The organism is Streptomyces sp. NPDC039462 (genome assembly GCF_055639375.1).
The window spans coordinates 2,578,559-2,604,822 of record NZ_JBVKAO010000001.1; the positions used below are offsets into that span (position 1 = coordinate 2,578,559).

Below are 26,264 nucleotides of genomic sequence, written 5' to 3' on the forward strand. Positions count from 1 at the left end.
CGCTCGAAAGGAACGCTGTGAACGTGCCACCGCCCTCCCGCCGCGCTGTCGGCTACCTGGTGAGCGCGGTGCTCACCATCGCCGGCGTCGGCGTCGTCTTGATCACCGTGTTCGGTGGCAGCACCACGCCCGACCCCGAGTCGTCCCGAGCGCCCACCGCCCACTCGGCCAAACCCACCAGCAAGACGGAGAGCGGCCCGAGCGCCGCCCCGACACCGGCGAAGAGCTGCCTGTTGTACGACTTCGAGTGCCAGGCCGAAGGCGGCTCCGCCGCCGTCCCCCGGCAGCCTCCGGTGCCGCCCGACAGCACGGTCGGCACCAGCGGGAACGACCGTCTGACCGGCGACACGGACTGACCCGGCTCGGCCGGCACGTCGGCTCTGGGCACCACTGCCGCCAGGACGGGTCTCTGTTACACACCTGTGCCAATTCGTCCTGCAACGAACCATGGGTCTGGCCTGTCTAGCAGGTGGAGTCCGACCCGCGGACAAATGACGCATGCCGCGTGACGAATGAGGAGTGGACAGCAGTGGGGGACATACGCAGATCAGGAGCCGTGGCTCTGGGGATCACCATGCTGGTGGCCCCGCTCACGGTGGCGGTGGGCACCGGCAGCGCTCAGGCCGCATCGTGCTCGACGCAGACCGGGCCGTACCAGAAGCAGGTCGAGAAGTTCCTCGGCCGCCCGGTGGACGGCAAGCAGTCGCCGGCCGACTGCAAGGCCATCAAGGCCTTCCAGACGAAACACAAGATCAGCCCGAACGCCGGGTACGCGGGCAGCGTCACCTGGGGCGTCATGAACCTCATGAACAAGCAGAAGGCGGTGGGCGACAACCCCAACAAGGCGGGCAAGTGCCCGACCGACAAGGGGCGCATCGCCTGTGTCGACCTGACGCTGCAGCTCAGCTGGATCCAGGACGGCAAGAACCTCAAGTACGGTCCGGTCCCGGTGCGCACCGGCCGCAACGGCCACGAGACCCGCACGGGCCTGAAGAAGGTCTACTGGCGGAACATCGACCACGTGTCGAGCATCTACCACGTGCCGATGCCCTACAGCCAGTTCTTCGACGGCGGCCAGGCATTCCACTCCGTCGGCATCAGCGTCTGGTCCCCGCCGGGCTCCCACGGCTGCGTCAACATGACGAAGAAGGACGCAGTGAAGTACTGGAACATGCTGCGCAAGGGCGACGACGTCTTCGTCTACGGTCGCAAGCCGGGCACCTGATCCGCGGCAGCGACACAGGGCTCACGGCTCAGGACGGAACGACGGCATAGCTGAGGTCCTGGGCCGTGAGCGAAGTGGGCGCCAAACGCAGCCACATCGTGCCTCGTTCGCTCGGATCGTCATACAGATAGCTCACGAACCGCGCATCCCACAGGGCTTCGTCCGCTCCCAGATAGCGGGCCAGTTTGCGACGCCCCCGCGGCACGTCGAACGGCACCAGCGCAGCCTGCCCCCGGGCGATCACCTGTTGGACACGTCCCGTCACGAGATCGCACTCGTCCACCACGAGCGCCACGCTCGGGTCGTTCTTCACGCGGTCGAACAGGCGGGTCCACGGGCCTGTCAGCACCCAGAACGCGCCGTCCTCCCACAGGAACCAGACCGGGCGCACGGTGGGGCCGTCGGTGGCGATACGAGCGGTGAGCGGCCGCTGCAGGAACGTATCCACGTCGAAGCTACGAGATGTCACGTCGCCAATCCTGGAGTGCCGCGCGCTTCTTGCCCACCGACCTGCGACCTAGGACCTCGTCAGCGGTCGGACGCGGCGTCGGCTGCTTTGGCGGCCCGCTCGATCTTCGCTCGATGCGCCTCCCAGAAGGCCATGTCGCCCTGCTGGGCCGCGTATTCGGCTGTTGTCCCTGTCGAGCCGTCGAGCTGTTCACGCAGGATGTCCGCGTGTCCGGCGTGCCGGCTGGTCTCGGTGAGCATGTGGACCAGGATGTTGAACAACCGCACATCGGGGCGCGGCCACCAGGGAACGTGACCGGGGGAGTCGATGGCGAGGCCGGTGATCGTCGCGTCCGAGTGCTCCCAAACCCGACGGTAGCGGCCGGTGATCTCCTCGCGCGTCTCGTGTTCGGTGGCCCACATGTCGGTGCCGCGCTCGGCGTCGTCGTCCCATCGGGGCAGCGGCTCGGGGAACGGCCGGTCGAGGAGCGGCGACGGGTCGATGCACGGGCGATGTAGACCGTGACGCGGCGCCGGTGACATGCCGGCGCCGCGTGCGCGTGCCGGCGCTATCGGCGAACGACCGAGCGAATCCAGGAGAGTTGCTGGGACACCTCCCCGGCCTCGGCGCTCTTCTCCCGGTCGGAGCCGTTGAAGACGCCGATGAGGGTTTCGGTGCCGCGCGGGCCGACGGTCATCACCGGGCCTCCGGAGTCGCCCCCGGCGGGAATCCCGGACACCTTCTTCATGCAGAAGTCGGGGCCGCCCGGCGCGGTGTGCCCTGCGCACAGGGGGTCGTTGGGCCGGACGACCTTCAGGTCCGACTGCTTGAGGACGGGAGACTGGCAGGCGCTCTCGTCCGTGGTGCAGGTGGCACCCCAGCCGTACACCCGCACGGCCTGCCCGCGGTGGACGCCGACCGTGGCCAGGCGCGCCGTGGGGATGTTCATCGGCGGCACCTTGACGAGCATCATGTCGGCGTGCGCGCTGCCCACGCGCTTGCCGCGGATGGGGCGCACCGTGGTGCCCCTCCGCATGTCGAGCTTGCCCACCCGGAAGGAGATCCGCTTGTCGGCGACCGGCTGGGCCTGCTCGTAGAAGCAGTGCGAGGCGGTGAGGATCCACTGGCGGGCGACCGCGGTTCCTGTGCACGCCGGTTTGCCGTCAACGAGCATGCGTACCGCCCACGGACCGTAGGTGCTCTTCGATCCGCCGATGACGGCGAAGGCCGGAGGGGACGACATGATCGAGCCCGTGACCAACACCAGGGCGGTCAGCAGCAGTACACGAAAGCGACGCATTGTGCAGAACAACTCCTCTCAGAGGGGTACAGCCGTACAGGTAGTGAGAGCCCCTCCTGAGCAAAAGCGTTCCGCGCGAGCCCTGCGACCTCAGGACATCAGGGCATCAGGGCAGCGGAGGGGTGGCCCCGGGCCCTCCCGTGCTGAGAGAGCTGTCGCAGCGCGACGCCGTCCACGTACCGGTCACCACACTGTCCACCGCTGTTCATGAGCCGCCGGGCAACTCCGTTCTCAGGCCTCCTGTCTAACCGGGTGACTAGAAGCACCACCGCACACGTACATCCTGAAAGGGTCACTTCCGCATGCGCATTCACCGGACCATCGCCGCCACCGCCACCCTCGCCCTGACTCTCGGTACGGCAGCCTTAGCGGCGTCGACCGCCCAAGCCGCTGCCCCGTCCGCCGCTCGGGCCACCGCCTCCGTCGTCGTCGCGGACGGCGAGCTCTGGTACAAGGCGGCGCCCGGTCAGCAGAACACGGTGACGGTCGACGAAGAGATCGACCACCGCGGCGAGCACGACTCCTACTACGTCCTCACCTTCCACGACCGGTACGACATCGCCATCTCCGCCGACGCGGCGGAGTGGGACGAGTGCGTGTACCCCGAGGAAGGCGACCGCACCGCCGTGCGCTGCGCGGTCAAGATCCCGGAGAACTCGGACGACTCCGACAGCTATGACATCGACCTCGGCGACATGGACGACACCGCGACCCTCGAGCCGGACAGCCAAGCCTGGGCCGGGATCTACGGCGGCAAGGGCAACGATGTCATCAAGGCGTCGGAGTCCGCGCTCCTGCACGGCGGCGACGGAGACGACCGCCTCGACGGCGGTGGCGGCCCGATGGGCTTCGGCCCGTGGGGCGACGCCGGGAACGACACCCTCACCCGCTGCAGCCAGGACTGCTTCGGCGGCCCCGGCAACGACTCCCTGACCGGCACCGGCGAGGAGAACACACTGCACGGCGAGGACGGCAACGACGTCCTGCACGGCAAGGGCGGCGCCGACGTCCTCTACGGCGGCAAGGGCAACGACAAGCTGTACGGCGAGGCGGGCGACGACACGCTGTGGGGCAACAGCGGCGACGACGTCCTGTGGGGCGGCACGGGCACCGACAAGCTGTCAGGCGGGCCGGGCCGCAACGAACTCCACCAGGACTGAACCGCACCCCGAGCCAGGATTCCGGCCACTCATAAAACGCGGGTTGCTCCTCGACCCTGACACACCACCGCCCCGGGTGAACAACTCCCCGGGGCGGTACGCGCGTTGCCGGTGCCGCTGGCGTGCACCACCTGTTCGCATTGCGTATGTCGACCATCGCTCAACGGACCATATTCAGCCAACATCCAGCCCAAATGCTGACATGTACCTGGCTCGAATGGCACGCTTCCCCGCAACACGCTGCACGTACAGCAACACGCTGCACGCCCGCATCGCGTCTTTTTCTGCCTCGGGCGGCCCTCCATGCCTCCCGGGCCCCCACAGATGGAGCCTGCGTGACCTCTCACATATCCCGTAAGCGTTCGACACTGACGATCGCCACCGCCGTCGCTGCCGGAGCGCTGCTCACCGCCGGACTGACCACCGGCGCCTCCGCTCAGCCGGACAACGACGCCGAGCCGTCCGGCTCCCCCGTCGCCTTGTCGGCCACGGCCCGCGCGGACCTCCTCCAGGACGCGAACGCCGACAGATCGGCGACCGCCGACAAGATCGGCCTGGGTGCCAAGGAGAAGCTGGTCGTCCGTGACGTCGTCAAGGACGCCGACGGTACGACCCACACCCGCTACGAGCGCACCTACGACGGCCTGCCCGTCCTCGGCGGTGACCTCGTCGTGCACGCCGCCAAGAGCGGCAAGGTGAAGAGCGTCACCAAGGCGACCGAGGCCACCGTGAAGGTCGCCTCCACGGATGCGAAGTTGGGCAAGTCCTCGGTCGCGAAATCCGCCGAGTCGACCGCCGCCAAGGCGAAGACCGCCAAGGCCGATGCGCAGGCGCCTCGCAAGGTGATCTGGGCCGCGTCCGGCAAGCCCGTCCTGGCGTACGAGACCGTCGTCACCGGCGTGCAGAAGGACGGCACGCCCAGCCGGCTGCACGTCATCACGGACGCCGCGACCGGCAAGAAGCTGTACCAGTACCAGGCCATCGAGAACGGCACCGGCAACAGCCAGTACAGCGGCAAGGTGAAGGTCGGCTCCAAGAAGGTCGCGAGCGGCTATGAGCTGACCGACAAGGCCCGCGGCGGCCACCGCACCTACGACCTGAAGCACGCGGAGAGCGGCGCCGGCAAGCTCTTCAAGGACGCCAACGACGTCTGGGGCAACGGCAAGCCCTCGAACGCGCAGACCGCCGCCGTCGACGCCGCCTACGGTGCCCAGCTCACCTGGGACTACTACAAGGCCGTGCACGGCCGCAAGGGCATCAACGGCGACGGCAAGGGCGCGAGGTCGCGGGTCCACTTCGGCAACAACTACGTCAACGCGTTCTGGGACGACAGCTGCTTCTGCATGACGTACGGCGACGGCGAGGGCAACAAGAAGCCCCTCACCTCGATCGACGTCGCGGCGCACGAGATGACGCACGGCGTCACCTCGGCGACCGGCAACATGGAGTACAGCGGTGAGTCCGGCGGCCTCAACGAGGCCACCTCCGACATCTTCGCGACCGCCGTGGAGTTCAAGGCCAAGAACCCCAAGGACGTCGGTGACTACCTCATCGGCGAGAAGATCGACATCAACGGCGACGGCACCCCGCTGCGGTACATGGACAAGCCGAGCAAGGACGGCGGCTCCCTGGACAAGTGGAGCACCAACGCCGGGAACGTCGACGTCCACTACTCCTCGGGCATCGCCAACCACTTCTTCTACCTGCTGTCCGAGGGCAGCGGCAAGAAGCGGATCAACGGCGTCGAGTACAACTCGCCGACCGCGGACGGTTCCAAGGTGCTGGGCATCGGACGCGGCAAGGCCGAGAAGATCTGGTACAAGGCCCTGACGACGTACTTCACCTCGACCACCGACTACAAGGCGGCCCGTAAGGGCACGCTGAAGGCGGCGAAGGACCTGTACGGCTCCAACTCCACGGAGTACAAGCGCGTGGCCGCCGCCTGGACCGGCGTCAACGTCAAGTAACTCCTGACTAGGTCAAGTGAGGGGCGGCGTCCGCAACGGACGCCGCCCCTTTTGGCCTGCCGTTCACGCGCCGTAGGCCGAGCCGTCGGCCGACTGTCGTTACGATCATGGCCAGGCGGGCACCGACCGATGCCCGCTCTCATGAAGCGCATCGAGCGCTCCAAAGGTGGGGGCAACACCTGATGACAAGAACCAAGTTCAGCCGTACCGCGACGGTGGCCGTGACCAGTGCGGTGTTCGCCGCGCTCGGTGCGACGACGGCCGTGGCCGAGCCCGGGAGCGGCTCGCAGACCGACCCGGCGCCGGTGCGTGCCGCCCTCGACCGCACCGTCGCCGCGGGCGCCCCCGGCGCCTTCGCCGTCGTGCACGACCGCGACGACGCGGGCCGGGACCTGCGCGTCGCCGTCGGCAAGTCGAATCTGAACGGCACGGCGATGAAGACCGACCGGCGGTTCCGGGTGGGCAGCAACACCAAGATGTTCACGTCCGTCCTCGTGCTGCGCCTCGCCGAGCAGGGACGCATCGACCTGGACAAGCCGCTGCGCGACTACCTCCCGGCCGGCACCCTGCCGGCGGACTGGGACATGACGGGACGCCAGGTCCTCCAGCACCGCTCCGGGATCTTCGACCACACGAACGACCTCCTGGAGCAGCCCGGCGAGGAGACCACCAGCGCCTTCGAGCAGCGCATCCGCAACACCGTCTACCGGCCCGCCGATCTGGTGGCGCTTTCGGTGAAGCACGGCAAGCAGTTCACGCCGGGATCGCGCTACTCGTACTCGAACACCAACTACGTCCTGCTCGGCATGGCCGTCGAGCACGTCACCGGCACGTCCTACGCGCAGGCCCTGCGCAAGCAGATCATCGAGCCGCTCGGCCTGCGCAAGACGTCCTACGTGGTTCCCCGCAAGACCATCACAGGGGCGCACGTCACCGGCTACCTGACGAACGACGACCGCACCAAGCCGCTCCTGGACTCCACCGAGCAGAACGGCTCCTGGGTGGGCTCCGCCGGTGCCGTCATCTCCTCGGCAGCCGACCTGGACACCTTCCTGTCGGCGCTGCTCGCGGGCGGCGCCGGTGGTCTGGTCTCAGACGAGTCGGTACGGCAGATGACGACCGCGCTGCCCACTCCGACGGCGAAGGTCTCCTACGGCCTCGGGCTCCGCGAGATCACCCTGTCCTGCGGGAAGGTGTACGGCCACGGCGGCATCGTCCAGGGCTACCAGACCCAGTCCTTCGCCACCCGCGACGGCCGCCGCACGGTGGTGGCCTTTGCCAACGCCTCCAACAACAGCGGAGTCACCCAGGCCCTGACCAACACCCTCGAACCGGCCTTCTGCGGCACCAAGCCCCCTGCTGCCGCGAAGTTCAAGCGCTCGCCCGCCCCGGCTCCCGCTTCCGTTCCGGTGGTCGACGACACCCGGTTCTGACCCCGGCTCGGCCGTGTGCCGAACCCGGTGACCCGTCTGGCCGGCCGCGCCGGCAAGCCGCGCGCAGCCAGCCGGACGACGAGCTGGGCCTGCAGCCGAGGACGCCCACCGCCGCCGGGGAGACCTGCCCGAAGAAGTAACCCCGGCACGCCGTCGGCTCCCAGGCCGCCCTTCCTTCTCGGAGGGGCGGCCTGTCTGACTTACTCACACCACCCGTACGCAGCGTCCGGGGTCTCGTGCGCCGTCGCCTCACTCGCGCCGCGCTCGAATCGAGCGACTGGACAGTCCGCGCGAAGGGCACCTGAGCGGCCGTTCGGATGCGCATAGTTGCACATGTTGCAACCAACCATGGCGTGACCGGCAGTTCGGACAGTTTTCTCAATGAAGCTATTGCGTCACCCCTGACCCGCTGGGCTAATGTCGTGATCGATCATCGTTCGATGCGTCTTCAACTTCCCTTGCGACAAGACCAGTTGGTGGAGTGTGGCCATGAGAAGGACAAACAAGGCAAACGGCTCGGATGGGGCGAACCAGGGCGGAGCGCTGGGTCGAAGATCCCTTCTGACCGGCGCCGCCGCGGTCGCCGGGGGAGCGGCTCTGACCGCCGCCCCGCCCGCGGCTGCCCAGACATCCGCGCGCCCCGGGGGCGTTGCCGCGGCCGCCGTCGCCACCGGCCCGCAGACCGCCCCCGGCACGCCCGACTACATCACCGTCGCCCCGGGTGACGCCCGCTTCCCCGACCTGGTGCGCGGCATCAACCAGCGCTGGGTCGCCAAGCCCGACTACGTCCGCCTGGTCACCACCACCGCCCAGGCCGTGCGGGCCGTCCAGGACGCGGTCGCCGCGGGCAAGCGGCTGACCGTGCGCAGCGGCGGCCACTGCTACGAGGACTTCGTCTTCAACAAGGACGTCCAGGTTGTCATCGACATGTCCGGGATGACCCAGGTCTACTACGACAGCGGCAGGAACGCCTTCGCCGTCGAGGGCGGTGCCTCAAACCTCCAGATATACGAGACGCTCTACAAGCTGTACGGCGTCACGCTCCCGGCGGGCTCCTGCGCCTCCGTCGGCGCCGGCGGTCACATATCCGGCGGCGGTTACGGCCTGCTCTCCCGTCTGCACGGCCTGACCGTCGACCACCTCTACGGCGTCGAGGTCGTCACGGTGGACAAGAACGGCACGGCCAAGGCCGTCGTCGCCACCCGCGACTCCACCGACACCGCGCTCAAGGACCTGTGGTGGGCCCACACCGGCGGCGGTGGCGGCAACTTCGGCCTGATCACCCGCTACTGGCTGCGCACCCCCGGCGCCACCGGCACCGACCCCACCAAACTGCTGCCGAAGCCGCCGTCCGAGGTCTTCGTGCACGCCACGGCCTTCCCCTGGAAGGACATGACCGAGGCGTCCTTCACCCGGCTCCTCCAGAACTGGGGCACCTGGCACGAGCGGAACAGCGCGCCGGACTCCAAGTACAACTCCCTGTTCGGCCTGCTGAAGCTGAACCAGCGCGCCAACGCCGAACGGTCGGAGATCGTCCTGCTCACGCAGATGGACGCCACCGTCCCCGACGCCCAGGCCCTCCTGGACGACTACCTGGCCGCGGTCTCCGCGGGCGTGGGCGTCACCCGCCGGGCGATGACCCAGCGGTCCGGTGAGCACGCGGCCATGCCGCAGTTCGCCAAGCCGCGCACGCTGCCCTGGTACATCGCCACCGACTACCTCAGCGGCGGCAACCCCACGCTGTACGGCAAGTACAAGTCGGCGTACGCCCGCAAGGGCTTCTCCGCCACCCAGATCAAGGCGATGTACAAGCACCTGACGCGCACCGACTACAGCAACGGCGACGCACTGCTCCAGGTCGACTCGTACGGCGGCCGCATCAACAGCGTCAAGCCCGGCGACACCGCGGTGCCGCAGCGCGACTCGGTGCTCAAGCTCCAGTACCAGACCTACTGGACCGACCCGGCCGACGAGGCCAAGCACCTGGCCTGGATCCGCGACTTCTACAAGGACGTGTACGCGGAGACCGGCGGCGTTCCGGTGCCGAACGACATCAACGACGGCTGCTACGTGAACTACCCCGACAAGGACCTCGGCGACGCCGCCTGGAACACCTCGTCGACCGCGTGGAACAGCCTCTACTACAAGGACAACTACGCCCGCCTGCAGAAGGCGAAGGCGGCCTGGGACCCGAAGGACATCTTCCGGCACGCCCAGTCGGTCCGCCTGCCGTAACCCGACACACGACCCTGTGACCACCGCTCCTCATCGAGGGCGGTGGTCACAGGCGGTCCGGCCGCTCCCGCAGCGCGCGGGTGCCCGGAGCGCAGCTGCTCCTCAGCTCGTCGAGTTCGGAGGCCGTCAACTGCTTCTCGGCCGAGCCGCGGCGGCCGGCGTCGAGCCGGGCACACGCGCCGTCCAGCCACTGCGGGGACGGCTCGACGCCGACGAACGCGGCGAGGCGGGTGAGTTCCTCGCGCGGCGCGTCGATGAGGTCCTCGTAGGCGAGCGTCATGCGCCGGTCGTGCGGCAGGTCGTCGAGGAATCGGACCCCTTGGGTGATGAGCTCGGACCACAGGGTGCCGAAACGGCGCAGGGGAATGTCGCGGTCTCGTACGAGCGTCGGGTCGAAGCGGTCGTCGAGCAGCGGTGCGAGTTCCGGGGGCAGGGCCCGCACCTGCTCGGCCGTCAGGTCGGCGAAGCTCTCGACCCCCGTCCGTTCGCGGATCTCACGCAGCAAGGCGATCACGCGGTACCCGGGATGGCGGCTCATGGACAGGGCGCAGTCCGGCCCGTCCCGGAAAAGGTGCACGAATTTCGCGTACGGGAAGGCCGCGCGCAGCCCCGGTGCCCAGCCCGTCGAGTAGCCGGAACGCTCCACGACGTGGGAGCGGCCGAATCGTGCGCCGAGCCACGCGAAGAGCGCCTCATGGTGTGCGGCGGCGGTGCGGTCGGGCCAGCCGAGGACTGCCGCACGGATCTCGTCGAGCAGGCCGTCGGGGTCGTCGGTGAGGTGGGGCAGAACCATGAGGGAGAGCGCAGGGATGCCCGTGGTCTCGGCCGCGTACCGCCCCGAGCGGCGGGTGTAGAGGAATTCCGGCATCAGCACCCCGCTGCGGATCATGTTCGCGAAGTACGGGGTGGGCCGGAAGAGGGCCTCCCAGAACTCCGCTCCCGACACGGAGCCCGCAGGGAAAGCCGCGTCCCCGACCGAGGCCATGTATTCGTTCAGGCTGAGCACGTCGGGGTGGCTGTTCAGGATGCCCGACAGCGCGGTGGAGCCGCTTCGGCCCGTTCCGATGACGAAGGTCAGACTGCGCAAGGTCACTTCCCGTCCGGGTCCGGTTCTTCGAATGTGTAGCCGTACAGCAGGATCAGTTTGACCGTCTCCAGGGCCAGCAGACGATCCGTCTCCTGCTCCTCGTGCGTCAGGTCGGCGTAGGGCACCAGCAGCGGATGCGTGCGTCTGCGGTCGCTGCGGCGACGGCCGTGACGCCAGCCCTCCGCCAGCCGCTGCCGCGCCCAGTTGTCGTGCGCGTGCTCCGCGAGGACCTCGACCAGCGCGTGCAGGCTCTCGGGGACCTCCACGCCGTCGGTCGTGGCCGCGCCCGGTGCCCAACTCGCGTTCTGTGAGCGGTCTTTCCTACGCCCGCGGAAGTTCATCCGGCCCTCCTCGGCGGGCTCGGCCACGCCCGTCGGATCGCTTCGACGAGCAGCGTGGCGGTGGCATCGGAAGCGTACGCCCTCCACAGTTTGTCCTGGTCCGGACGGTGCGAACCGGTCCCTGCCCCGGCCCTTTCCGTACCCGCCACCCCGCACACCAGCGAGACGGGGACATGGGTGCGACCGGCGCGACGGACGTGGGTGACGGCTCCCGCCGCGTCGGAGCCGTCGAGCTCCACCGCGGCCAGGTCGGGCCACGTGTCGAGCAGCGGACGCAGTGCCGGGTCCGCGCTCCCATCGACGGGGGAGTCACCTGAGGCGACGGCGCCGACGAGGATGCCGGGCCCGCCCTCCCGAGGTGGCGCGGCGGGCGGCTGTTCAAAAATGCGTGCGGCCCAGGAGGCGTGGTTGAGGTGCATGCTCTCACCCAGGGCCATGATCCCCTCGTGGGCCAGATGGCTGCGGTCGGTGCGCGGCAGACAGGCCTGGTCGAGTTCGTCGAGGGTGTAGCCGTGGACGCGGCTGGAGATCACGACATCGCCCGGGGCCAGGTTCGCTTCGAGGCCGCAGCAGACACCGACGAAGACCACCGCCTCCGGCCGCCACTCCTCGATCGTGGCGGCGAACGCGCCCCCCACACCGTCCGGACCGCCACAGGGCTCGGCCAGCACCAGTTCGTACGCGGTACTGCGGCCGACCGCCTCGACCCCGGCGCGCAGCCAGGTGTGGCCCGCACCACGCCGCACGGACTCCACCCGCGCACCGGTGGTCTCCACATGCCGGCGCAGCGCCTGATGCGCCTCGGGCAGGAGGCTGATGACGGCGATGTCGGCGTGCCGCCCGGCCGCAGCGCCGCCCGGTGCCGGTGAGCGCCCGGGATCCAGGCGCTCCCGGAGCCTGCGGCGCTCGACGAACTCACGGTCGACGTCCCGGCCGATGGCGGCGACCTGTTCGTCGCGCCCCAGCAGGTCGACGGACCGCCCCTGGAAGCTGACCTGCCCGGCGACCCCGGCCTCCAGGAAGTACGGCAGGATCACCAACTGGCCGTCCGCGCGCAGGCGTTCGGCGATGCGGTACTCCTCCCGGCAGTACTTGCTGTCCCAGTAACGCTGGCTGATCAGCGGGACGAAGACGCGGCACGCGGCGACGTTCGCCGACAGCTGGCTGTGCCAGTCCGCGCCGAGCTCGATGGAGTTGCGGCGCAGATAGTGGAAGTAGGGGAGGTTGTGCAGTTCGAAAGCCCGGCACACCTGTTGTGCAAGGGAGTTGTCCTCGAAGGCGTTGCTGAGGAAGACGCTGCCCTCGGCGCGGCCCAGGCTGCGGAAGTAGCCGATGCCTTCCTCGTACGTCTCGAACTCGAGGCGTGGCCGGTAGAAGCGGTCCACGAGATCCTGGAGCCGGCCGCCGAGCTGTTCGGGGCGGGACCAGTACACGGCGATGCGGTCGGCCTGCTCGACGGCTCGCAGGGCGGCGCCGCTCAGCAGTGGGGACGGGCGGGGCACGTAACTCCCGTCCGGCGGCTCGTGGATGAGCTTGAGTGTGGGGACGAACCGGCCGTGCAGCAGCGGGAAGACCCAGTCCGCAGCGCGCGGCGAGGCCACGTCGAGGATGACGAAGTCGCAGGCGTCGACCGCGAGCAGGAACTCGAACACGTCCTGGAAGTCCAGCGGGATCTCCCGTGACGCGTATCCCGCGTGGGCGATCGAGTCCCGGATGTGCGGCAGGGCGGCGCGGTACGCCGCATCGTCCGGCAGGATCAGCCCGACCGTGCCGATCAGCCCCTTGGCCGTATGCCCTTCCGGACCGCTTCGTGCGGCCAACCGCGCGATGGCGGGGCGCAGTTCCTCCGGACCCGGCAGCCGGCGCCGGTTGAAGACGACGCGCTGCTCATCGGCGACGGGGAAGAAGCCGGCCGAGACGCCGTTCTCCATGAAGACCAGGCGGGGCTTCTTCGCCTGCAGGGCCAGATCGTGCTCGTGGACCATGAACGGCGAGGCCCGGTAACGCCGCTCCTCCTCGCGGCGGGTCACCACGCCCACCAGGCAGGCGCTCTGCCGCATCAGCAGTTCGAGATGGGTCGGGGACAACGGATTCGTCTTCGGGTCGACGGCGAACGTGAAGCCCTCGTCCCAGAAGACGTCCCAGAAGTATTCGTTCAGCTCCCGGTCCTCCGCCCAGTAGCTGTGGCTGAAATAGGCGGGGATACGCGCCTGCTGGCGGATACGGCTACTGCCGGACATGTTCCTTTCCCTCCCCGTTTCCGCCGTGGAGTACACCATGGCGGACGGACATGGGCGGACGGAGCCGTGGGCGTCGCGGACCGCTCACGCCCCGCTGTCGTACGGCGCCGCACGGCGCCGCACGGCTAGACTGGAGCATGCCTTCGTCGCACGAGCCGCGTCCGCTCATTGCCGTGATCGGCAGCGTGGACCCGAGCCGTACGTTCGCCCACCCGCTCGTCGCGGCACACCTCACTCCCAAGGCCTGCCGCAGCCTGGGCGCGGAGCTCGCCCGCGCGGGATGCGACGTGGCGGTCTTCTCCAGCAGCCCGGAATACATCGAGACCGATGTCGTACGCGGCTACGCGGACGCCTGCACCGAGCGGCTCCCCGGCCGGGTGGCCGCGTACCCGCCGCGCCACCGCGACGTGGACTTCGGTCTGTCGCCGCGCGCGCATGTGCGGGTGGAGATCCTGCGGGACACCAGCGGTGAGTGGGAAGTCGCCTTCTACCGCACGCTCTTGGTGTGCGACGGAGTCCTGCTGATGGGCGGCGGCCAGTCCACCAGGGTGGCGGGGATCGTCGCCCTGTCGCAGCGGCTGCCGCTGGTGTCGGTCGCGGCCTTCGGCGGCGGGGCGGGCCAGGTGTGGGTCAACTTCGACCGGGTGCGCAACGACGCGGACGACGCCGACATCCGCCTCATGGGCGACAACTGGACCCCGGACTCCGCCGCCAGGCTCGTCGCCTGCCTGCAGCGCCAGCGCGAGCGGAAACTGCGGCGCCTCGCGGAGGCCGAGAGCGAACAGCACGCGGCCACACGGCGTGCGGCGACCGGGCTGGCCGCGGCGGCCGTGTGCCTGGTCACGGCGCTGACGGGCCTGGTCACGGCCAGCCCGCCACGCCCGGCCCGCGCACAGGACCTGGTGGTCCTGGTGGGCGCCCCGCTCGTCGCCGCGGCGGCGGGCGCGATCATCCGCAATTCCTTCGAGGGCGACGCGCGGTGGGGCCGGGCGTCGGTGCGGGGACTGGGTGCGGGCCTGGTCTCGGTCCTGCTGTACTTCGCCTCCCAGCTCCTGAGCGTGCCCACGCTCCTCGACGCCCTCGACGTACGCCGTCTGCTGTTCTTCACCATCCCGCTCGGCTTCACGGCGGGTTTCACCTTCGACCTCGTCTTCGAACGACTTCGCGAGGGCACGGTGGGCCCACCGTCTCCACCGCCCCCGGACCCGATGGCGCCGGGGACGGCGGCGCCTGGGCAGGGGGCGTCCGGGGCGAGGGAGTGAGCGGGCCCGGCTGCCCGGGACAGACCGGGGGGGCTGGGTGAGGCCTACCTCTCCCAGCCCACCGTTTCCGGCAGCGGGTTGAGGAAAATGGTCGCGCCCACGTTCGACAGGCCCTTCTTGACGCTGTACGTCGACGGGCCGCTGTACATCGGGAGCCGGGCGTAGTCCTGGAAGGCCTTCTGCTCGGCCTTGTTCGCCGCCGCTGCCTGCTTGTCCGGATCGGCGATGTCCGCCGTGGCGCGGATCTCCTCGTCCAGCGCCGGGGACCCGGCTCCCGTGAGGTTCGAGTCACGGTCGGAGCAGTACATCTCGCACAGATAGCGGGCCCCGTAGGGGTCCATGGAGCGGTTGCCCGAGAGGAACAGGTCGAACTTCCGCTCGCTGAGGATGCTGGAGAAGTCCGCGTCGTCGGCCTTCTTGACGGTGAGGCGTACGCCGACCGGCTTCAACATCGCGGTCAGGGCGCCGGCGGTGGCCTTGCCCAGCGGGTCGTCGCCCAGCAGCGTGTAGCCGACCTCCAGTTTCTTGCCGCCCTTTTCCCGGATCCCGTCGCTCCCCGGCTTCCAGCCCGCCGCGTCGAGGTCCTTCTTCGCCTGCTCGGGCCCGTACTTCAGGACGGCCGAGACGTTGTCCTCGTACCCCTTCTGGAAGCTGTAGAGCAGCCCCGAGCCGGGCAGCGGCTCCTTGTAGTCCAGCCCCTGGAACTGGATCTTCGCGATCTGGCTGCGGTCGATGCTCTCCTGGATCGCCTTGCGCACCGCCTTGTCCCCGAGAGCCGACGACTTGGTGTTGAAGTAGAGCGAGTACACGAACGGGCTGCCTCCGCTCCGGATCTCGGTGCCCTTGAGTCCCTTCACCTGCTTCAGACTCTCGGCGTCGACCGCGGAGACGTAGTCGAGCTGACCGTTCTTGAACGCGTTGACCGCCGCGGTCGACTCCAGGTTCACGTAGACACGCTTGTCGAGCTTGCCCTTCCTGCCCCACCACTTCGGGTTGCGGACGAAGGTGATGTTGCCCGAGTGGGTGTCCCACTTGCCGACCGTGTACGGGCCCGCGCCCCACTCGGGATGCGCCTTCTTCACGTACGCCTTGTTGAAGTTGTCGACCTTCGCGGCCTTCGGATGCAGGAACGTGGTGAACAGGCTCGGCCAGGAGGCGTTGACCCCCTTGAAGGTGACGACGGCCTGCTTGTCGTCCTTACCCCGCGCGACCCCGGTGATCTGGTCGTAGCCGTCCGTGGCCGAGGCCGCGTAGTCCTTGTCGGAACCGTTGTTGGCCTTCCACGTGGCTCTGATCGCGGTCCAGTCGATCGGTGTTCCGTCGTTGAAAGTGGCCTTCTTGTTGATCGTCAGGACGACCTTCTGGTTGCCGCCCTTCACGGACACCTTCACATCGCTGAAGTAGTCCGGGTTGTACCGCACTTCACCGGTCGGCGAGAAGGTGATCGCGTTCGCGTTGTACCAGGCCCACACCCGGGTCGCCGTCAGGGTGCTGTTGACGTTGAACGGGTTGCCCTGCTCGTCGAACGTCCCCGCCGTCGTGTAGGTGCCGCCGTCCTTGAGCTTGTCGTACGCCGTCGGGTTGTAGTCGGCGGCTCCCGACGCGGCGGACGGGGTGCCCTTCCCCGCCGAGCCCGCGGCGCCGTCACCGGACGAGGACTGGCACGCGGTGGCGGTGACGGAGATGGCTGCTATGAGGGCGACGGGCAGGGTCAGTCTTGCGCGCATGGGAAAGCGTCCTTGTGTTGAAGGTGGGGTGGGAGATGGAGGGGAGTAGGGGGGAGTGGGTGCCGCTCACGCGGCGTGGCAGGCGTACGCGTGGCCCGGCTGCCCCGGTACCGGCGTGGGCGCGGGGCGCTCCGTGCGGCACCGCTCCCGGACCCCGTCGTCGGCGAGGCGGTACAACGGGCAGCGGTCGATGAACACGCAGCCGCGCGGCAGGTCCGTGGCGCTGGGCTGCTCGCCCTTGAGGACGATCCGCTCGCGGGTGCGCTCGCGCTCGGGGTCGGGGACGGGGATCGCCGACAGCAGCGCCCGCGTGTAGGGGTGCTTCGGGTCGGAGAAGAGCGTCTCCGTGTCGCCGGTCTCGACGATGTGCCCCAGGTACATCACCGCGATGCGGTCGCAGATGTAGCGGACCACGGCGAGGTCGTGCGCGACCATGAGATAGGCGAGGCCCAGCTCGCGCTTGAGCCTGCCGAGCAGGTTGATCACCCCGGCCTGGACCGATACGTCCAGGGCGGAGAGCGGCTCGTCGAGGGCGAGCAGTCTCGGGTCCGTGGCCAGCGCGCGGGCGATGCCGACGCGTTGGCGCTGGCCGCCCGAGAGCGCGGCGGGGAAGCGGTCGCTCACCGCGGGGTCGAGGCCGACGAGCGTCAGCAGTTCGTGGACGCGGGAGCGGATCGCGTCGCGGTCGCGGCCGACGACCCGCAGGGGTTCGGCGAGCAGCTCGTGGACGGGCAGGCGCGGGTCCAGCGCGCCCAGCGGGTCCTGCATGACGATCTGCACGTCGTGCCGCAGGGTGCGAGCGCGCCCGGTCGCGGAAGGAGTGTCCGACGTACCGGCATCCGTTGCGGTCGTCGCGCCGACCTCCCTCCCCGCGATCTCGATCCGGCCGCCCTCCGGCCGTCTGAGCCGCAGGATCTCCATCAACGTCGTCGTCTTGCCGCTGCCCGACTCGCCCACCAGGCCCAGCGTCTCCCCGGCACGCAGTTCGAAGCTGACGCCGTTGACCGCGTGCAGCGTGCCGACCCGGCGTTTGACGAACGCGCCCTTGGTGACGGGGAAGGTCTTGACGAGGTCCTCGACGCGCAGCACCACATCGCCGAGCTCGGCGCTCGCCGTGCGCGCCCGCCGGTCGACGGGTGCGACACCTCCGGCCGGGTCCAGGGTCCCGTCGGCCACCTCGGCCGCGCGCAGGCACGCCACGTCCCCGTGCCCCGTCACGTGACGCAGCTCGGGCTCCTCGGCGCGGCAAGCGTCGAGCGCGAGTGCGCACCGGCTCGCGAAAGGGCAGCCGTGAGACAGACGCGCGAGGGCGGGCGGCTCTCCGCCGATCGGGACGAGAGGGCGGCGCACCCCGCCGTCCACGGTCGGCACCGCTGCGAGGAGCCGCGCGGTGTACGGCATCGTCGGCCGGCGGAAGAGGGAGCGCACGTCCGTCTTCTCCACGAAGCGGCCCGCGTACATGACGGCGACGTCGTCCGCGTGGCCGGCCACGACGCCGAGGTCGTGGGTGATGAGGACGAGCCCGGCGCCGGTCTCCTGCTGCGCGACCCGCAGGACGTCGAGGATCTGCGCCTGCACGGTGACGTCGAGTGCGGTGGTGGGCTCGTCGGCCACGAGGACGCTCGGCCGGTTGGCGATCGCCAGGGCGATGACCACACGCTGGCGCATGCCGCCGGAGAACTCATGGGGGAAGGCCGAGGCGCGGGTGCGGGGGTCGGGGATGCCGACGAGGTCGAGCAGTTCGACGGCTTGCTTCCAGGCCGCCTTCTTGGACAGGTCCTGGTGGACCCGGAGTGCGTCGGAGAGCAGTCTGCCCACGGAGAAGATGGGGGTGAGCGCGGACAGAGGGTCCTGGAAGACCATGCCGATGGATTTCCCCCGTACCCGAGACAGCGCCCGGTCGTCGAGGCCGACCAGGTCCTGACCGCCGAGCAGCACCTGACCGTGCAGCTCGGCGGTGGGCGGCAGCAGGCCCATGACGCCCATCGCGGTGGCCGACTTGCCCGAGCCGGACTCGCCGACGATGCCGAGGGTGCGGCCCGGCAGCAGATCGAAGCTGACGCCGCGCACCACCTCGACGGATCCCGCCTCGGAGGGGAAGGAGATGCGCAGGTCGCGCACGGAGAGTACGGGGGCGGTGCCGGTGGGGGAGGCCTTGCCGTCGCGCAGAGGGGTGGTGAGTGTCATCGTCGGCCTCCCGCCGCGCCGGTCACAGAGGTGGGGTCGAGGGCGTCGCGCAGCCCATCGCCGATGAACGTCATCGACACGGTGAGCAGGACGACGAGGGCCGCGGGGAAAGCGAAGAGCCACGGGGCGCTGGTGACGGTGGTCGCCCCGTCGGCGAGCATCGTGCCGAGGGAGACGTCCGGGGTCTGGACACCGAAGCCGAGGAACGACAGCGCGGTTTCGCTGAGTACGGTCGCGACGACGCCGAGCGTCAGGTTGACGATGAGCAGGGAGCCGAGGTTGGGGATGATGTGACGCAGGATGATGCGCAGCGGGCTCACCCCCATGAACTCCGCCGCCGTCACGTAGTCCCGCTCGCGCAGCGAGGTCGAGACGGACCAGATGACCCGCGCGGTCGACATCCAGCCGAACACGGTGAGGACGACGATGAGGACGCGCCAGTCACCGGCCAGCCGGTTGGAGACCAGGGCGAGGATGAGGAACGAGGGGACGATTAGCAGGAAGTGGATGACGGCGAGCGTCAGCCTCTCCACCCGGCCGCCGAAGTACGCGGCGCCGGAGCCGATGACCGCGGCGACGACGACCGTCAGGACGGACACGCTCACGGCGATCACGAGCGAGCGCCGCAGTCCGTGCACCGCACTGGCGTAGATGTCGTTGCCGCCCTGGTTGGTGCCGAACCAGTGCACGTCGCTCGGCGGCTGGGTGAGGGCGGTGAAGTCGGCGTCGGTGTGGGTGTAGGACGTGAACAGGCCCCCGAAGACGCTGAACAGCACGAGCAGCCCGAAGATCACGACGCCGGCGACGGCGAGGCGGTTGCGCAGGAAGCGCCGCAGATAGAGCCGGCCGCGCCCGAGCTCCGCGTGCGGCCGGGCCGTATCGGCCCGGGGCGGGACGGCATCGGTCACTGTCGCCATGTCAGTTCACCCGCACTCTCGGGTCGAGGAAGACGGTGGCGATGTCCGCGAGGATCGCGCCGATCGCGGTGAGCACCGCAGCGAAGGCGGCGGTCGCGACCGTGCCGTGCACGTCGTTCTTGCTGATGGTCTGGATGAAGTAGCGGCCCATGCCGTTCCAGCCGAAGATCGTCTCGGTGATGATGGCTCCGGTGAAGATGGCGGGCACGCTGAACGCCACGGAGGCCGCGGTCGGGATCAGCGCGGCGCGCAGCGCGTGCCTGCGGACGGCCTGGCCGCGGGTCAGGCCGGTGGCCTGGGCCGTGCGCACGAAGTCGGCATTGATCGTGTCGAGCAGCAGCGAACGCTGCGTCAGGTGGTAGCCCACGTAACCCATCAGCGTCAGGGTGAGCGTCGGCAGGATCAGATGGAGGAGACGGTCACCGATCGTCGGGATCAGTCCCTCGACGTTGGGGGAGCTCTCCCCGGCGACGTAGAGGAAGCCGAGGCCGGCGTGCTGGTTGAGCCAGATGGCGACGAAGACGACGGCGAGTGCGGCGACGGACGTCGGGACGTTGAACACCGCGATGGAGACGGCCTGTGCGACGCGGTCGGCCAGGCCGTACTGGCGTGCGGCGGTGTAGACGGCGAGCGCGACACCGATCACGACGGACAGGATGGTCGCCGTGACGACCAACTGGGCGCTGACCAGCGCGCGGTGGCCCACCTCGCCGTTGACGGAGACGCCGGTGGGCGACCTCCCCCAGTCGAAGTCGAGGGTCACGGAGGTGAGCCAGTTCCACCACCGGTGCACCAACGGCTCACCGGGGTCGAGGTTGTACGGGGCGAGGGCACGCGAGATCTGTGCCTCGCTGCGGGCGGGGCGCAGCTCTTTGAAGTTCGACCGGGGGTCCAGAAACCAACTGGACAGGAAATAGGTCGCGTTGGTCGCGACCACGATCATCAAGAGCCAGCCACCCGCCTTGCGCACTACATAGCGCATGGGGCGGCCCACCCCCTCACCACATGCGTGGGGTGCGCCGGTACGGCGTCGGAGAGACAGGTCGAGTGCATGGGTGGTGGAGCTTTCTGCGGGCGAACGGGTACGGAACGGGGCCGCGAAGGGGCGAATGTCAGCTTGGTCCGTACTAGGTGGTCACACCAGGTTGTGACCGGTCCCGCCATGAGCTCGCAACGTTGTCGTTGAGCCCGCAACATTGCTGTACGGCTCGCAATGCGGCCGCAACAAAATGATCTTCCCTTCGGGGGCTGCGCCCGGCTCCGATCGGCAGCGCAACTGCGTGGAAGTCGTGAAGAGTTCGCCCTGGATCTTCAGGATTCGGTCACGAGAGCGGAAAACTCTGAGGCTCGCTCGGATCTTTCGAACAGACCGGGCGCCGACCATGATGGGAGACCGATCAACGATGTTCAGTCTGGTACGGAGCAGAGCGCGGACGGCCGCGCTCGCCCTCTCGGCCGTCGCGGCCCTCGCCTTCGGCACGACCGCCACGACGGGCGCGGCAGCGGCCCCCGCTCCCGCCCCTGCCCCCGTCCCCGCTGCCGCGAAGCAGGGACCGACCTCGGTGGCGTACGTCGAGGTGAACAACAACAGCATGCGCAACGTCGGCAAGTACACCCTCGCCAACGGCGGTGACAACGTTTTCGACGTCGCCGTGATCTTCGCAGCGAACATCAACTACGACACGGGTACGAAGTCGGCGTACCTGCACTTCAACGAGAACGTCCAGCGCGTCCTCGACAACGCCGACACCGAGATACGGCCGCTGCAGGAGAAGGGCATCAAGGTCGTCCTCTCGGTGCTCGGCAACCACCAGGGCGCCGGCTTCGCCAACTTCCCCTCGCAGAAGGCGGCCTCCGCGTTCGCGAAGCAGCTGTCGAACGCCGTGACCAAGTACGGCCTCGACGGCATCGACTTCGACGACGAGTACGCCGAGTACGGCAAGAACGGCACCGGCCAGCCCAACGCCAGCTCGTTCGTGCACCTGGTGACGGCGCTGCGCGCGAACATGCCGGACAAGATCATCAGTCTCTACAACATCGGTCCGGCCGCCTCGCGCCTCTCTTACGGCGGCGTCGACATCTCGTCCAAGTTCGACTACGCCTGGAACCCGTACTACGGCACCTGGCAGGTTCCGCGCATCGCCCTGCCCAAGTCGAAGCTGTCGCCGGCGGCCGTAGAGATCGGCGGGACCTCGCAGAGCACATCCGCCGCCCTCGCCCGCCGCACCGTCGCGGAGGGCTACGGCGTCTACCTGACGTACAACCTTGACGGCTCCGACCGCAGTGCCGATGTATCCGCGTTCACCAGGGAGCTGTACGGCAGTAACGCCGTCTACACGCCGTAGGAGGACCGCGCGCTCCGCGCTTTAGACAACGATGTCGGGGCGCGGTCGTGCGGCCCTGGGGGGCGCCCCGCTTCACGTCGAGCGGGACGCCCCCCCGGTTTAGCCGAGGGCTCGGTGAAGTCCGGTCAGCGCAGGGTGCGTACGAAGACGTCTCCGATGAGGTTGGTGTCGTCGGGGACCAGACCGGGGTGGTAGGAGCTGAAGACGGCCGTCGACTCGTCCGTGCTCAGTGCCGCCCGGGCCACGGTGACGGGCCTGCCGTCCTGGCCGGGTGAGAGCAACTCCTCGTGGCCGGTGCGCGGATCGCGCAGGATCAGGCCCAGCGTCGTGCCGTTCACGTCGGCCGTGTTGAGGAGCAGCTTCGAGCCGTCCGCCGACAGATCCGACACCTGCGTGAGATCGGTGGGGGAGTGGCCGTCGTACCGCTGCAGTGTGCCGGTGCTCAGGTCACGGACGAACGCGTTCCAGGACGTGCCGGTGTCGCCGTTGGGGTCGGTGCCCGGGACCAGGTTGGTGGCCACCGAGTTGAAGCCCACCTTGGATCCGTCGGCGCTCAGCACCGGAGCAAGCGCCGACCTGTCGGCCGCCGCCCCGTTGTGGGTGACATCGGCCTGCACGGTCCGCCCGGTCACGCGGTCGTACACCAGAATGTCCGCCTGGTCGTCGTCGGACGGCCCCGAGTAGCCGACCCGGTAGGCCACCTTGCGGCCGTCGGCGCTCATGGAGATGTCCTGGCAATCGCGGTTCGTGGAGGGGCCGGCCCGCCACAGCTGCTGGGTCCGGCGGTCCAGGAGCAGGATCCGGCAACGGGACATGCCGTTCTCATCGGCAGCGGTCTTGGCCACGAAGGCGACATACCGCCCGTCCGCGCTGAGCGGGGCCGCGCCGAAGGTCGCGCGGTAGCCGCCGTCCAGCGCGGGCGCGACGGGCTCGATGCGCCCGGTGCGCAGGTCCATGGCATGGACGGAGTACTTCTGGGTCGTGGCCGAGTACGACGTGAACGTCAGGTGTTGCCCCGAATCGGACACCCGGGGCAACATCGTCGACTCGCCCGGCAGCTCCACGCGCTTGAGGGGCGTGTCAGGAGCCGTTCGGTAGAAGACGTTGTTGGGCATGACGGTGCCGGGCACCAGGTTGGTCGCCGACGACATGAAGGCGACGACGCGTCCGTCCGCGCTGACGGTCGGATCCACCGAATGATGGTTGCCACCGGTGCCGTCGGGCGCCACGCTGATCCGTTCGGTGCGCGGGGCCCGGTCGTCGCTCGCCGCCCCCGCGGGCCAGGCGAGACAGGTGACGGCGGCCGCCAGGGCGGCGGTCATGGAGATACGTAAAGAAGGTCTCATCAGGTGGTCCCCCTTCGGCCGAGGGGGCCGCAGCCACCCCGCGTGCCTCTCTGGTGCCTCTCCCGGCAACGCCCCGGCACGGTCTGTGCGGAGGCTCACGCGATGAAAGCGCGGAGTGCGCCGTGGGTCAATGCATGCGAGGACGACTTGCGATGGTGCGATGCCTCGGTCTGTGGCGACGACCTTCCCTCCGCGTGGCACTCAGTGCCATAGTGCAGGGATGAACTCTCCCATCGAATCCGGGACGTCGCAGGCTTGGGTGGCACTGGGTGCCGATGCATCGCTGGTCGGGCGGGTGTCCTACGGCGGCCCCTCCGGCGGACTGCCGGCGCGGTTGCCGGTCATGGAGCTGGCACGGGCCACCGTCGCGGTGTGCTCGCTCGCGGCTGCCGAGCTCGCCTCCGTACGTACAGGGCGCCCCGTGCCACGTGTGCGGGTCGATGACGAGGCGGTCGCGACGGCGTTCCTCAGCGACCGGTTGGTGCGGGTCGACGGGCGGGCGTGGTCGACCTTCTCGCCGCTGTCCCGGTTCTGGCGGGCGACCGACGGCTGGGTTCGTACGCATGCCAACTACCCGCACCACCGGGCCCGGTTGCTCGCCGCTCTCGGAGTGCGGGAGGGCACCGGCGAGGACGCGACGGACACGGTGGACGTGGTGGGCCGGACGATCGCTGGACTTTCCGCGCTGGAGGTGGAGGAGGCGGTGTACGCGGCCGGCGGCCTCGCCGTCGCGGCACGCAGCCCCGAGGAGTGGGCCAAGAGCGAGCAGGGGATCGCCGTCGCGCGGCAGCCGCTGCTGACGATGGCGCGCATCGGTGACGCTCCGGACCGGATGCTCGGTGGGGCCGCACTCCCGTGCGAGGGGCTGCGTGTCCTGGATCTGACCCGAGTGCTGGCCGGACCGGTCGCCACCCGGACGCTGGCGCTGCTCGGCGCGGACGTGCTGCGGATCGACGCCCCCCAGCTGCCGGAGAGTCAGGAAGCCCACAACGACACAGGGATGGGGAAACGCTCGGCCACCCTGGACCTGGGACAGCCCACCGACCACAGGCGCTTCGAGGAGCTGCTCGACGAGGCGGACGTGGTGGTCACCGGCTATCGGCCGGGCGCGATGGAACAGTTCGGGCTGACGCCTGAGGCGCTCGCCGAGCGCCGGCCGGGCCTCGTGATAGCCCAGCTCTCCGCGTGGGGGCGTTACGGTCCGCGGCACGAGCGGCGCGGTTTCGACAGCCTCGTCCAGGTGGCCACCGGCATCGCCGAACTGGAGGGCTCGCCGGAATCGCCCGGCGTGCTGCCCGCCCAGGCGCTCGACCACGGCACCGGCTATCTGCTCGCGGCCGGCGTACTGCGCGCGCTCACCGAGCAGCACCGCACGGGCGGCACCCGGCTGATCCGCCTGGCCCTGACACAGACCGCGCACTGGCTGGTCCACGATCTGGCGCCCGCAGCAACTGCGGCACCCACGGCACCCGCAGCGCCTGCTCCGGGCGAGGGCGATGACGGCTTCGACGCAGAACACTGGCTGACCGAGACCGACAGCCCCATGGGCAGACTGCGACACGCGCTGCCGCCGCTGTGGTACGAGGGAGGCCCGGTGAACTGGCGACGTCCGTCTGGCCTGTGGGGGACGGACGCCCCGGCCTGGAGCGCCGCCTGACGGCAGGTACGACGGCAGCGACGACGAGAGTGAGACGAGAACGAGTGTCACGTCCACGGGAACTCAGGCCTCCACAGCCGGTCGTCGCTCCGTGCCACTGTCGCCGCGCAGCCGCCGGCGCAGCGCCGCGAGCCTCGGATAGCGCTCGCTGTGCTCCGCCGAGCGGCGGTCCAGCTCCTGCAAGAGGCGCTCGGTGCGCTTGTCGAGGTCCAGCTCATCGAGGATCCGGTCGACCTCGGCGAGCAGCGCGCCGTGCAGCTGCCACTGCCTGGGATGCTCCTGCACGTCTTCCAGCAGCATCTCGGCGACCCGGTCACGGGTGACTCGGCTCGCGGCCAAGGCGGCGGTCAGCCGCTCCTCGGCCTGCTCCGCATTGGCGGCCACCTGAGTGGTGATCAGCCGGGCGAAGCTCTCGATGGCCTCGGCCAACTGCTCGAACAGCTCCTGGAGGCCGGCCGACACGTCCGGCGGGAACAGTGACTCCTCCGTACGGAACTTCGCCAGGTCGGTGAGGCTCCGGGTCAGCACCCGCAGTACCACCGCACAGATCTCCAGGGTGTCGAGCCCCGTCCGTAGCACCACTCGGGACAGCAGCCCTTCCCGTACGCGCGGGTTCATCCGCAGGCTTTCCTCCGCCTGCCGCAGCGAGGCGTCGACCTCCACGATGTCGTGGTCGAGGCGCCGCGCCTCGTGCAGCCGGGCGGCCGCGTGCGGGAAGGGGAGGTGGCCCTCGGCGATCTCCGCACCCATGGTGCGGAACATGTTGCCCATGCCGCGCGCAAGCCCGTCGATGGAAGCCCCCGCCGACTGCGTCCACACCGGAGGAGCGAACAGCAGGTTGAACATCAGGCCCACCCCGGCGCCGATCAGTGTCTCCAGCACCCGGTGCCAGGCGGCCGACGTGGCCTGGGAAACCCCCAGGACCAACATCGCGCTGATCGCCACCTCCGGCACGAACTCGTTCACTCGCACGAAACGGCCGATGATCAGCGAGGTGAAGATCGTCAGGCCCAGGCTCCACCAGGTGAGTCCCACCAGGGTGGTGAAGCCGATGGCGATGAGGACACCCACGACGACGGAGTTCACGCGCCGGATGCCGGTGGTGAGGGTCGCGTACAGGGTGACCTGGACGACCAGGAGTGCGGTGAGCGGGGCCGTCAGGGGAGCGGGTTGCGCGGGCAGAACCATCAGGGCGACGACGAAGGAGATGACGGCGGCGGCAGTGGAGCGCAGCGTCTGCACCGCGACGGGCTCGGTGGTCCGCCGCACCAGTTTGATCACAGGGGCTGATACGTCCGGCATCTCCTTCACGTGCCCGATCATGAGCCTCTCACCACACTTCAGCACCAGGAACCCCTCGGACGCCGTTCTGCACCACCAGTCACTG

At 69.4% G+C, this 26,264-nt stretch carries 21 protein-coding genes; 9 read left to right on the forward strand and 12 right to left on the reverse strand.

Annotated elements, in window-relative coordinates; translation table 11 throughout:
- The first annotated feature begins 23 nt into the window (after positions 1–23).
- Both ACZ7LU_RS10650 and ACZ7LU_RS10655 read left to right on the forward strand, forming a co-directional pair.
- A complete protein-coding gene (locus tag ACZ7LU_RS10650; RefSeq protein ID WP_471916421.1) occupies positions 24–356 on the forward strand; it encodes a hypothetical protein in 333 nt (110 codons plus the stop codon).
- 173 nt (positions 357–529) lie between these two features.
- Complete coding sequence (locus ACZ7LU_RS10655) at positions 530–1,225, forward strand: L,D-transpeptidase family protein (protein WP_398311713.1); 696 nt, start codon at positions 530–532, stop codon at positions 1,223–1,225.
- A 28-nt stretch (positions 1,226–1,253) separates the two neighbouring features.
- Here the strand turns inward: ACZ7LU_RS10655 and ACZ7LU_RS10660 are convergent, their stop codons facing one another.
- The 3 genes from ACZ7LU_RS10660 to ACZ7LU_RS10670 all read right to left on the reverse strand — a co-directional run bounded on the left by ACZ7LU_RS10660 (position 1,254) and on the right by ACZ7LU_RS10670 (position 2,973).
- Positions 1,254–1,673: a pyridoxamine 5'-phosphate oxidase family protein gene (locus tag ACZ7LU_RS10660; RefSeq protein ID WP_471916422.1), complete on the reverse strand. Its 420-nt coding sequence runs from the start codon at positions 1,671–1,673 to the stop codon at positions 1,254–1,256.
- 80 nt (positions 1,674–1,753) lie between these two features.
- Positions 1,754–2,269 (reverse strand): mycothiol transferase, encoded by a 516-nt coding sequence (locus tag ACZ7LU_RS10665; RefSeq protein ID WP_471916535.1) that lies wholly within the window; start codon positions 2,267–2,269, stop codon positions 1,754–1,756.
- Positions 2,242–2,973, reverse strand: a complete 732-nt coding sequence (locus tag ACZ7LU_RS10670; protein WP_471916423.1) for a S1 family peptidase — start codon at positions 2,971–2,973, stop codon at positions 2,242–2,244. Before ACZ7LU_RS10670 ends, ACZ7LU_RS10665 begins: the two co-directional genes overlap by 28 nt.
- A 302-nt stretch (positions 2,974–3,275) precedes the next feature.
- On the opposite strand from ACZ7LU_RS10670, the gene ACZ7LU_RS10675 reads away from it, so the two are divergent.
- From ACZ7LU_RS10675 to ACZ7LU_RS10690, 4 genes are all read left to right on the forward strand, one after another.
- Complete coding sequence (locus ACZ7LU_RS10675) at positions 3,276–4,133, forward strand: calcium-binding protein (protein ID WP_471916424.1); 858 nt, start codon at positions 3,276–3,278, stop codon at positions 4,131–4,133.
- Positions 4,134–4,468: 335 nt separating this feature from the next.
- Positions 4,469–6,100 carry a M4 family metallopeptidase gene (locus ACZ7LU_RS10680; RefSeq protein WP_468718528.1) on the forward strand — a complete coding sequence of 544 codons (1,632 nt, stop codon included), beginning with the start codon at positions 4,469–4,471 and terminating at the stop codon, positions 6,098–6,100.
- Between the two features lie 182 nt (positions 6,101–6,282).
- Positions 6,283–7,533 carry a serine hydrolase domain-containing protein gene (locus tag ACZ7LU_RS10685; RefSeq protein ID WP_468563902.1) on the forward strand — a complete coding sequence of 417 codons (1,251 nt, stop codon included), beginning with the start codon at positions 6,283–6,285 and terminating at the stop codon, positions 7,531–7,533.
- Between the two features lie 489 nt (positions 7,534–8,022).
- On the forward strand, positions 8,023–9,768 hold the full coding sequence (locus ACZ7LU_RS10690; protein ID WP_471916425.1) for an FAD-binding oxidoreductase: 1,746 nt from the start codon (positions 8,023–8,025) through the stop codon (positions 9,766–9,768).
- A 46-nt stretch (positions 9,769–9,814) separates the two neighbouring features.
- On the opposite strand, the gene ACZ7LU_RS10695 is transcribed toward ACZ7LU_RS10690, so the two are convergent.
- From ACZ7LU_RS10695 to ACZ7LU_RS10705, 3 genes are read right to left on the reverse strand one after another with little or no spacing between them, the layout of a single operon-like run.
- Entirely contained in the window at positions 9,815–10,861 is a 1,047-nt protein-coding gene (locus ACZ7LU_RS10695; protein ID WP_471916426.1) for a sulfotransferase, read from the reverse strand.
- Positions 10,858–11,196 (reverse strand): RyR domain-containing protein, encoded by a 339-nt coding sequence (locus ACZ7LU_RS10700; RefSeq protein WP_471916427.1) that lies wholly within the window; start codon positions 11,194–11,196, stop codon positions 10,858–10,860. Before ACZ7LU_RS10700 ends, ACZ7LU_RS10695 begins: the two co-directional genes overlap by 4 nt.
- The gene (locus tag ACZ7LU_RS10705) at positions 11,193–13,436 is read right to left on the reverse strand and encodes a TIR domain-containing protein (protein WP_471916428.1); all 2,244 of its coding nucleotides are present in this window, start codon (positions 13,434–13,436) and stop codon (positions 11,193–11,195) included. Before ACZ7LU_RS10705 ends, ACZ7LU_RS10700 begins: the two co-directional genes overlap by 4 nt.
- A gap of 137 nt (positions 13,437–13,573) precedes the next feature.
- Here ACZ7LU_RS10705 and ACZ7LU_RS10710 point away from each other — a divergent pair, with 137 nt between their 5' ends.
- On the forward strand, positions 13,574–14,698 hold the full coding sequence (locus ACZ7LU_RS10710) for a hypothetical protein (RefSeq protein WP_471916429.1): 1,125 nt from the start codon (positions 13,574–13,576) through the stop codon (positions 14,696–14,698).
- A 44-nt stretch (positions 14,699–14,742) separates the two neighbouring features.
- Here the strand turns inward: ACZ7LU_RS10710 and ACZ7LU_RS10715 are convergent, their stop codons facing one another.
- The 4 genes from ACZ7LU_RS10715 to ACZ7LU_RS10730 all read right to left on the reverse strand — a co-directional run bounded on the left by ACZ7LU_RS10715 (position 14,743) and on the right by ACZ7LU_RS10730 (position 20,511).
- Positions 14,743–16,425: an ABC transporter family substrate-binding protein gene (locus ACZ7LU_RS10715; RefSeq protein ID WP_471916430.1), complete on the reverse strand. Its 1,683-nt coding sequence runs from the start codon at positions 16,423–16,425 to the stop codon at positions 14,743–14,745.
- 66 nt (positions 16,426–16,491) lie between these two features.
- The gene (locus ACZ7LU_RS10720; protein ID WP_471916431.1) at positions 16,492–18,612 is read right to left on the reverse strand and encodes a dipeptide ABC transporter ATP-binding protein; all 2,121 of its coding nucleotides are present in this window, start codon (positions 18,610–18,612) and stop codon (positions 16,492–16,494) included.
- Positions 18,609–19,529, reverse strand: coding sequence for an ABC transporter permease (locus tag ACZ7LU_RS10725; RefSeq protein ID WP_468563868.1), 921 nt, complete (start codon positions 19,527–19,529; stop codon positions 18,609–18,611). Before ACZ7LU_RS10725 ends, ACZ7LU_RS10720 begins: the two co-directional genes overlap by 4 nt.
- Before the next feature lies 1 nt (position 19,530).
- Entirely contained in the window at positions 19,531–20,511 is a 981-nt protein-coding gene (locus tag ACZ7LU_RS10730) for an ABC transporter permease (protein ID WP_471916432.1), read from the reverse strand.
- A gap of 421 nt (positions 20,512–20,932) precedes the next feature.
- Between ACZ7LU_RS10730 and ACZ7LU_RS10735 the strand changes: the two genes are divergently transcribed.
- The gene (locus ACZ7LU_RS10735; RefSeq protein ID WP_471916433.1) at positions 20,933–21,874 is read left to right on the forward strand and encodes an endo-beta-N-acetylglucosaminidase H; all 942 of its coding nucleotides are present in this window, start codon (positions 20,933–20,935) and stop codon (positions 21,872–21,874) included.
- Between the two features lie 125 nt (positions 21,875–21,999).
- On the opposite strand, the gene ACZ7LU_RS10740 is transcribed toward ACZ7LU_RS10735, so the two are convergent.
- Positions 22,000–23,196, reverse strand: coding sequence for a TolB family protein (locus tag ACZ7LU_RS10740; RefSeq protein ID WP_471916434.1), 1,197 nt, complete (start codon positions 23,194–23,196; stop codon positions 22,000–22,002).
- 244 nt (positions 23,197–23,440) lie between these two features.
- Here ACZ7LU_RS10740 and ACZ7LU_RS10745 point away from each other — a divergent pair, with 244 nt between their 5' ends.
- Positions 23,441–24,877: a CoA transferase gene (locus ACZ7LU_RS10745; RefSeq protein ID WP_471916435.1), complete on the forward strand. Its 1,437-nt coding sequence runs from the start codon at positions 23,441–23,443 to the stop codon at positions 24,875–24,877.
- A 63-nt stretch (positions 24,878–24,940) separates the two neighbouring features.
- Here ACZ7LU_RS10745 and ACZ7LU_RS10750 read toward each other — a convergent pair whose 3' ends face one another.
- Entirely contained in the window at positions 24,941–26,179 is a 1,239-nt protein-coding gene (locus ACZ7LU_RS10750) for an FUSC family protein (protein WP_468085037.1), read from the reverse strand.
- Between the last annotated feature and the right edge of the window lie 85 nt (positions 26,180–26,264).